Annotated in this window: 8 protein-coding genes and 1 pseudogene; 6 read left to right on the top strand and 3 right to left on the bottom strand. The window is 35.7% G+C overall.

Annotated features, from left to right (window positions below):
* Positions 1-75: 75 nt before the first annotated feature.
* Positions 76-729 (bottom strand): DNA transformation protein TfoX, encoded by a 654-nt coding sequence (gene tfoX / locus HMPREF2813_RS07835; RefSeq protein ID WP_014551147.1) that lies wholly within the window; start codon positions 727-729, stop codon positions 76-78.
* Positions 730-1,101: 372 nt separating this feature from the next.
* Here tfoX and recA point away from each other — a divergent pair, with 372 nt between their 5' ends.
* Positions 1,102-2,166: a recombinase RecA gene (gene recA, locus HMPREF2813_RS07830; RefSeq protein WP_005654959.1), complete on the top strand. Its 1,065-nt coding sequence runs from the start codon at positions 1,102-1,104 to the stop codon at positions 2,164-2,166.
* Positions 2,167-2,244: 78 nt separating this feature from the next.
* A complete protein-coding gene (recX, locus tag HMPREF2813_RS07825) occupies positions 2,245-2,703 on the top strand; it encodes a recombination regulator RecX (RefSeq protein ID WP_005688257.1) in 459 nt (152 codons plus the stop codon).
* On the opposite strand, the gene crcB is transcribed toward recX, so the two are convergent.
* On the bottom strand, positions 2,700-3,086 hold the full coding sequence (gene crcB, locus HMPREF2813_RS07820; RefSeq protein ID WP_005688259.1) for a fluoride efflux transporter CrcB: 387 nt from the start codon (positions 3,084-3,086) through the stop codon (positions 2,700-2,702). The genes recX and crcB overlap by 4 nt on opposite strands.
* Positions 3,086-3,904 carry a Cof-type HAD-IIB family hydrolase gene (locus tag HMPREF2813_RS07815; protein ID WP_005688261.1) on the bottom strand — a complete coding sequence of 273 codons (819 nt, stop codon included), beginning with the start codon at positions 3,902-3,904 and terminating at the stop codon, positions 3,086-3,088. The genes crcB and HMPREF2813_RS07815 overlap by 1 nt, the downstream gene beginning before the upstream one ends.
* Positions 3,905-4,306: 402 nt before the next feature.
* Here HMPREF2813_RS07815 and HMPREF2813_RS07810 point away from each other — a divergent pair, with 402 nt between their 5' ends.
* The 4 genes and pseudogenes from HMPREF2813_RS07810 to HMPREF2813_RS10165 all read left to right on the top strand — a co-directional run.
* Entirely contained in the window at positions 4,307-5,311 is a 1,005-nt protein-coding gene (locus tag HMPREF2813_RS07810; RefSeq protein WP_005688262.1) for an ornithine carbamoyltransferase, read from the top strand.
* A gap of 9 nt (positions 5,312-5,320) precedes the next feature.
* Complete coding sequence (gene arcC, locus HMPREF2813_RS07805) at positions 5,321-6,253, top strand: carbamate kinase (RefSeq protein ID WP_005688263.1); 933 nt, start codon at positions 5,321-5,323, stop codon at positions 6,251-6,253.
* A gap of 104 nt (positions 6,254-6,357) precedes the next feature.
* Positions 6,358-7,887: a YfcC family protein gene (locus tag HMPREF2813_RS07800; protein WP_005688264.1), complete on the top strand. Its 1,530-nt coding sequence runs from the start codon at positions 6,358-6,360 to the stop codon at positions 7,885-7,887.
* A 3-nt stretch (positions 7,888-7,890) separates the two neighbouring features.
* A pseudogene (locus HMPREF2813_RS10165) lies at positions 7,891-7,989 on the top strand (Lrp/AsnC family transcriptional regulator); the annotation flags it as partial.
* Positions 7,990-8,345: the final 356 nt, after the last annotated feature.

The raw sequence follows: 8,345 nt of genomic DNA, 5'->3' as shown, positions 1-8,345 counted from the left end.
TGTGCGGTGCATTATAGGGATTTTCAAATCTCTTGCAAGTACTTTTTTGTAAAAAATTATTTGAATGAACAAATTTTATTCATCATCTAATTTTCTATAGCCTTTTAAGCCATTTTTTCTCAAAACTTCGTTTAATTTCTTCAATAAACGCTCTTTTTCAGCTTGACTTAACATCTGACTATTTTTATTTTGCAAAGCACATACTAATTTCCAATAAAAATCAAGCGTAGCACCACTGCCACTTTTCTTTAATTCCACCAATGCATTTTCTGCGCCAATCTCTCTTAGCATCGCAACATTTGTAATACCAACTTTTATTAAAGCTCTTTCATGTTTAATCGTTAAATTGGGTAAATCCTTTAATCGATTCAATTTTCTTAACGTACATTCTAGCTTCTGCTCAAGAATCTGCTTAATAGAAAGAATAATCAATTTTCTACACAATCTATTACTACGTAAAACCTGATCAGAAAGTGCATAATATTGTGAAAGCACAAACCGCTTATTCAATTCATTCGTTGTAAAAGGTTCACAACCTAATTTAGTTAATTGAATTGCGAGAACACCCTCACCGCGTAAATAAAGTTTTTTATTTTGCCAAATGGCAAACATTGTCTCTTCCTTGTGAAACAAACCGTAACCAGTAAAAAGATTTTTAAAGGAAACATTTCCTACTAACCGATCTAACAAAGAGCAAACGCTCTCTATATGCTCATCCTTTATATTCATATTAAACCTCCAATGAATAATTATTTTAAAAGAGTCAGTAGAAGTACTTCTGATTTCATTTATATCATGAAGTTTTTACTACACCTAAATATAAATCTCAGATTTGTGAGCCAGATCGTAAATTTAAAATTTATTTTTATCTAAACGATTGGTTTATATATAAATATACTATATTTAAAACTTTTTCTGAGATTATTATTGTATATAATTTAATCTAATTATTCTATTAAAAACTTTTATTTTAAGCCTTCCCCATCCTCTTTACTGAAATGTGTATCTCATATTTTTTTATTAATATAAACATTTTTCTTGACCTGTACATCAATACAGATATAATCATAAAAAATTGAACATTCAAACAGGATTTTAATTATGGCAACTCAAGAAGAAAAACAAAAAGCACTAGCAGCTGCATTAGGGCAAATCGAAAAACAATTTGGTAAAGGCTCAATTATGAAATTAGGCGATACCAAAACGTTAGACGTGGAATCTATTTCTACTGGATCACTTGGCTTAGATGTTGCACTAGGAATTGGTGGTTTACCTATGGGACGAATTGTAGAAATTTTCGGGCCTGAATCATCGGGTAAAACAACATTAACTCTTTCCGTCATTGCTCAAGCACAAAAAGCAGGAAAAACCTGTGCATTTATTGATGCAGAACACGCACTTGATCCTATTTATGCAGCAAAACTTGGTGTAGATGTAAAAGAACTTTTTGTTTCTCAACCAGATAATGGGGAACAGGCACTTGAAATCTGTGATGCATTAGTTCGCTCAGGTGCAATTGATGTAATTATTGTGGACTCCGTTGCCGCACTGACGCCAAAAGCTGAAATTGAAGGGGATATGGGCGATTCTCATATGGGTCTGCAAGCACGTTTAATGTCTCAAGCTTTGCGTAAACTCACAGGTCAAATTAAAAATGCAAACTGTTTAGTTGTATTTATTAACCAAATCCGAATGAAAATAGGTGTGATGTTTGGTAATCCTGAAACTACTACGGGTGGTAATGCATTAAAATTCTATTCTTCTGTTCGCTTAGATATTCGCCGTACAGGTTCTGTAAAAGATGGCGAAAATATTATTGGAAATGAAACCCGCGTAAAAGTAGTGAAAAACAAATTAGCGGCACCATTCCGCCAAGTGGATTTCCAAATTCTCTATGGAGAAGGCATTTCAAAAGCAGGTGAATTATTAGAACTTGGTGTAAAACACAAACTTGTAGAAAAATCAGGCGCCTGGTATTCCTACAATGGTGAAAAAATTGGTCAAGGAAAGGCTAATTCAATGAAATGGCTTAACGAAAATATAGAGAAATCAGATGAATTAGAAGCTCGTTTACGTGCTGAATTAGTGGCTAATCCAGAACAAGCCTTAATGGCGGATATTGAACAATCTGAAAATAACACTGAATCAGAAAGTGATTTTGAATAAAGAAAATTACAAATGCCAAAAGTGCGGTTAAAAATGACCGCACTTTATATCGATTCAATAAAATGAAGGAATAAATCCTTGTCATCTCTTGCTTTTAATTACATAGTTAATCTTCTTTCTCGCAGAGAATATAGTGAATTCGAGCTCCGCAATAAAATGCAGGAAAAGAACTTTTCGGAAGAAGAAATTGATGAAGCTTTATCTCGATGCCAAGCAAAAAATTGGCAAAGTGATCGTCGTTTTTCAGAAAATTATCTAAATTCACGCGTGCAAAAAGGTTATGGTGTAGGGAGAATTCGACAAGAATTACGCCAATTAAAAGGTGTGTCTTCTGATATTATTGATGAAGTTTTAATGGAATCAGAAATTGATTGGTATGAAATGGCTGAGAACTTGTTACGTAAAAAATTCCCAAATTATAACGAACAGCAAACGCCTAAAATGAAACAAAAAATTTGGCAATATATGCTATCACACGGATTTCGTAGCGATGAATTTGCTGATTTAATTGGGCAAAACCAAAGTGAATGGGATTAAGATAAAAGTTGAGAACAAATTTTATATATCCAAATGCCTAACACAGTCATAGCTAAACATCCGAATAAATGCATCATTAATACACAAAATCCATTTAACCACTTGTCATTAAAAAATAATTCCACAACTTCGGAAGAAAAAGACGAAAATGTGGTTAGCGATCCTAAAAAACCCGTAATTAAAAATAACCGCCATTCAGCACTAATTTGTGGAAATTGCCAAAAAAGCCCAAGTAATACACCAATAATTAAACAACCAAGCAAATTAGCGATTAAAGCCCCAAAAGCAAATGAGGAAAATAAAGGATTAAATAACAATCCTATAGCCCAACGCAATGACGCGCCTAATATTGCACCACAACTTATGAATAATAATGCCTGCATTAATAATCTAATCCAAATAGGGTTCGCAAATAACGAGCGACTGATTCTTCTTTATTTGAGCCAATAACTTCTAACTCTGGACAAGCCATTTTTAAACGAATATCTGCATCTTGCATGATACAGCCTTTACCAGACCAAGAAAGCATTTCTACATCATTCATTCCATCACCAAAAGCAATACAGTCTTTTAACTCATACTCGCGTGATTCAAGTAAATGTTTTAATGCATCCCCTTTTGAAACATTCTTATTCATTACTTCCAAACAAGCTAATGCTGAATAAACAATTGTCGTTACGTTACCAAACTTATCTCGTAAATAAGTTTCTACTTCAACTAAATCCTCTGGCGTTTTACCAATAAAAAAGACTTTTTCTGTCCCACGTCCATGATGTTTAGAAAAATCGACAACGTTATAATCGAATCCAGATTCTTTATGAAACTGACGCATTACAGGAATATCTTTATTAGTAAACCAACCTTCATCTTGATAGCTATTCATGCATACTTTGGAAGTATCAAATGGCGTTTTGTAAAGCTCAAGAACTAATTCTTCAGGCAAACTATTGCTATAAAGCAAATTACCCTGTAAATCCCGTACACGAGCACCGTTTGATGTAATCATAACCGCACGTTCCGCACCAATTTTTCCAAGAATGGATGACACATCGGTATGATTGCGTCCTGTTGCCAAAATAATATCTACGCCTTTTTGCTCTAATGCTCTCAGCGTATCAATGGTAAGATCACCGACTAAATGTTCAGGTGTTAAAAGTGTGCCATCTAAATCAGACACCATTGCTCGAAAAGGTAAATTCATAAAAACCTCAAAAAATAAACTATGTTTATCATATCACTAAATATACAAATGGTACTTGCTGAAGATCAATATATTAAAAACTGCAATAAAAATAACCGCACTTTTATTAAGTATAGATAGACACATTCCTCTTCATCAAAAATAAACTAAAACATATTTTCGTTTAAATTCATCTACTATTAGAAATCAAACAAATAACAATAAAGAGTTAGATTATTTTTATTAAATTCTAATAATACTAAAAATCTCGCAATAAAATTCTACATACTGGCATTACCAGTTGAAAAACGACAACAAATTTCATTTTACCTCTCTTATAATGCAACTGTTCGAACAACAAGCAGTATCTCGAATGATGTATGTTTATTCCCCAATGTATAGTCAAAACACAAGGAGATTATTATGGCTTTCAATATGAAAAATAGACATTTACTTAGTCTTGTTCATCACACAGAACGTGAAATTAAATATCTCTTAGATCTCTCCCGAGATTTGAAACGAGCCAAATATGCCGGCACAGAACAACAAAAATTAAAAGGCAAAAATATCGCGCTCATCTTTGAAAAAACCTCCACCCGCACACGCTGTGCATTTGAAGTCGCCGCTTATGATCAAGGCGCACAAGTCACCTACATCGACCCTAATTCCTCTCAAATTGGCCACAAAGAAAGTATGAAAGATACCGCCCGCGTATTAGGCAGAATGTATGATGGCATTGAATATCGTGGCTTTAAACAAAGTATCGTTCAAGAACTGGCTGATTATGCTGGAGTGCCAGTATTCAATGGTTTAACCGATGAATTCCACCCAACACAAATGCTTGCCGACGTACTTACCATGATTGAACATTGCGACAAACCATTAAGTGAAATTAGCTATGTATATATTGGGGATGCTCGCAATAACATGGGTAATTCACTTTTATTAATTGGTGCAAAATTAGGTATGGATGTTCGTATTTGTGGACCTAAAGCATTATTACCAGAAGCAAATCTTGTGGAAATGTGCGAAAAATTTGCGAAAGAAAGTGGAGCTCGTATTACTGTAACTGAAGATATCGACAAAGCGGTGAAAGGCGTAGATTTTATCCATACTGATGTGTGGGTTTCAATGGGTGAACCATTAGAAACTTGGGGCGAACGCATTAAATTATTACTTCCTTATCAAGTCACACCTGAATTAATGAAACGCACTGGTAATCCAAAAGTGAAATTTATGCACTGCCTACCTGCCTTCCATAACAGCGAAACCAAAGTTGGTCGTCAAATTGCTGAAAAATATCCTGAATTAGCTAATGGTATTGAAGTAACTGAAGACGTATTTGAATCGCCAATGAACATTGCATTTGAACAAGCAGAAAACCGTATGCACACAATTAAAGCGGTAATGGTAGCAAGTTTGGCTTAAGGAGAACGTATGAGAATAGTGATTGCATTAGGCGGTAATGCGTTATTACGACGCGGAGAACCAATGACAGCCGAAAATCAACGACAAAATGTTCGCATTGCTTGTGAGCAAATTGCTAAGATTTGGCCAAATAATGAATTAGTGATAGCACACGGTAATGGCCCACAAGTTGGTTTGCTCGCTTTACAAAGTGCCGCTTATACTGATGTGCCAACTTATCCTTTAGATGTATTAGGAGCAGAAACAGCTGGAATGATTGGTTATATGATTCAACAAGAACTCGGTAATTTAGTTCCATTTGAAGTGCCATTTGCAACGTTATTATCTCAAGTAGAAGTTGATATCAACGACCCAGCTTTCAAAAATCCAACTAAGCCAATAGGCCCTGTTTATACGAAAGAAGAAGCTGAACGTTTGGCAAAAGAAAAAAATTGGTCTATAGCACAAGATGGTGATAAATATCGTCGCGTTGTGCCAAGCCCATTACCAAAACGTATTTTTGAAATTCGTCCGGTCAAATGGTTGCTTGAAAAAGGCAGTATCGTAATTTGTGCGGGGGGCGGAGGCATTCCAACCTATTATGATGAACACCATAATTTACAAGGTGTTGAAGCCGTTATCGACAAAGATTTATGTTCAGCTTTACTTGCAGAAAATCTTGACGCTGATTTATTCATCATCGCAACTGATGTTTCCGCAACTTTCGTAGATTGGGGTAAACCTAATCAAAAAGCAATTTCAGTTGCCTCACCTGAAGCTATTTCAGAACTTGGTTTCGCTTCAGGTTCCATGGGGCCGAAAGTACAAGCCGCGATCAACTTTGCGAAACAAACAGGAAAAGATGCAGTAATAGGATCTTTATCTGATATTGTGGACATTGTGAAAGGCAAAGCTGGTACTCGTATTACAAAAAAAGCTGAAGGTATATCCTATTATGCTTAAATAATAAAGGAACTTTGGGAAGCCATTCTCAAGGTAAAAAGTGCGGTTGGTTTAACCAATGTTTTACCAACCGCACTTTAAACGTTAAACATAAGGAACTCGCTATGGATGCGTCCAAAAAGAAGAAAACGTTTAATTTCCCATCAGCGTTTACAATTTTATTTGCAATCTTAATTCTCGCTGTTGGATTAACCTGGGTTATTCCATCCGGTTCATATTCAAAATTAACATATAACTCTACTGATAATGTTTTTGTCGTCAAAGCTTATGGCGTTGATGATAAAACTTATCCCGCCACAACAGACACTCTTGATAATCTCAATATCAAAATTAAACTCTCCAACTTCACCGAAGGCGTGATCAAAAAACCAATCGCTATTCCTGGCACTTATCAACGTGTAGAACAACACCATAAAGGCATTGAAGATATCACCAAAAGTATGGTAGAAGGTACCATTGAAGCCGTTGATGTTATGGTCTTTATCTTTGTATTAGGTGGTATGATTGGTGTCATTAACCGTACTGGTTCTTTTAATGCTGGTTTGATGGCTCTCGTGAAGAAAACCAAAGGCAATGAGTTTTTTATTGTATTCTGCGTATCCGTCTTAATGGTGTTAGGCGGCACAACCTGTGGTATCGAAGAAGAAGCAGTGGCATTTTACCCGATTCTGGTGCCAGTATTCTTGGCTCTGGGATATGATGCGATAGTCTGCGTAGGGGCTATATTCCTTGCTGCATCTATGGGATCTGCATTCTCTACAATTAACCCATTCTCCGTTGTTATCGCATCAAATGCAGCTGGTATTCAATTTACTGAAGGTATTGGTTTCCGTGCTCTAGGTTTAGTTTTGGGGGCAACTTGCGTAATCGTATATCTTTATTGGTACTGTAAAAAAATCAAAGCTGACCCAAGTTTTTCTTTCACTTATGACGATCGCGAAGAATTTCGCCAACGTTATATGAAGAACTTTGATCCAAATGCAACTATCGCATTCTCAGCTCGTCACAAATTAATCTTAACGCTTTTCTGCATTGCATTCCCTATTATGATTTGGGGTGTAATGGTTGGCGGATGGTGGTTCCCTCAAATGGCTGCATCTTTCCTTTCCATTACTATCATCATTATGTTTATCAGTGGCTTGTCTGAAAAAGATATTGTGGAATCTTTCACTGAAGGTGCATCAGAATTAGTAGGCGTATCCTTAATCATTGGTCTTGCTCGTGGCGTAAACTTAGTACTCGAACAAGGTATGATTTCTGACACCATCCTTGATTATATGTCTAATGTAGTTAGTGGTATGCCAGGTAGCGTATTCATCTTAGGTCAATTAGTCGTATTTATTTTCCTAGGCTTAATCGTGCCGTCTTCTTCAGGCTTAGCCGTGCTTTCAATGCCAATTATGGCTCCACTTGCTGACTCAGTGGGTATTCCACGCGATATCGTGGTTTCTGCTTACAACTGGGGACAATATGCAATGCTATTCTTGGCTCCGACAGGATTAGTGTTAGTGACACTCCAAATGTTGCATATTCCATTTGATAGATGGGTTAAATTCGTCATGCCAATGATTGGATGCTTATTGCTAATTGGTTCCATTTTATTGGTAGTACAAGTATCTTTATATAGCGTTTAATTAGTCAAAAATACCTATCTTAATTCTAGGCTTGGCATTAAAACCTTAAAATCAGAAGTTACTCTAAAAACGGTCAAATCAACAACTGAGTTGCCTTTATGATTGCTCCTAAAATAAAAAGAAGCACGCATAGAATGATGCGTACTTAATGTAGGGTGGGCTTCAGCCCACCAAAATATCTTACGATTGTTTGATGGTGGGCTAAAGCCCACCCTACAATTACTAATATCAACAATCAACGGCTCGCATTATAGGAAACAAGCAGGTTTAAATACAGAAAATAATAAGAATAGTTTTTATTTCTTGATTTTTATCAAAAATCAATCTTTATTGTTGTGAGAAAATACTTTTCCTTGTAACATGTTTGAGAATTATTATTATTTTTTTTCATGGGATTAAATATGACCAATTTTAGATTAAACGTGCTTGCCTATTCCGTTATGCTTGGGCTAACGGCA

The sequence above is a fragment of the Haemophilus sp. HMSC066A11 genome (genome assembly GCF_001811665.1).
GTDB lineage: Bacteria > Pseudomonadota > Gammaproteobacteria > Enterobacterales > Pasteurellaceae > Haemophilus > Haemophilus influenzae.
This window is presented reverse-complemented; position numbering and strand designations above follow the sequence as displayed.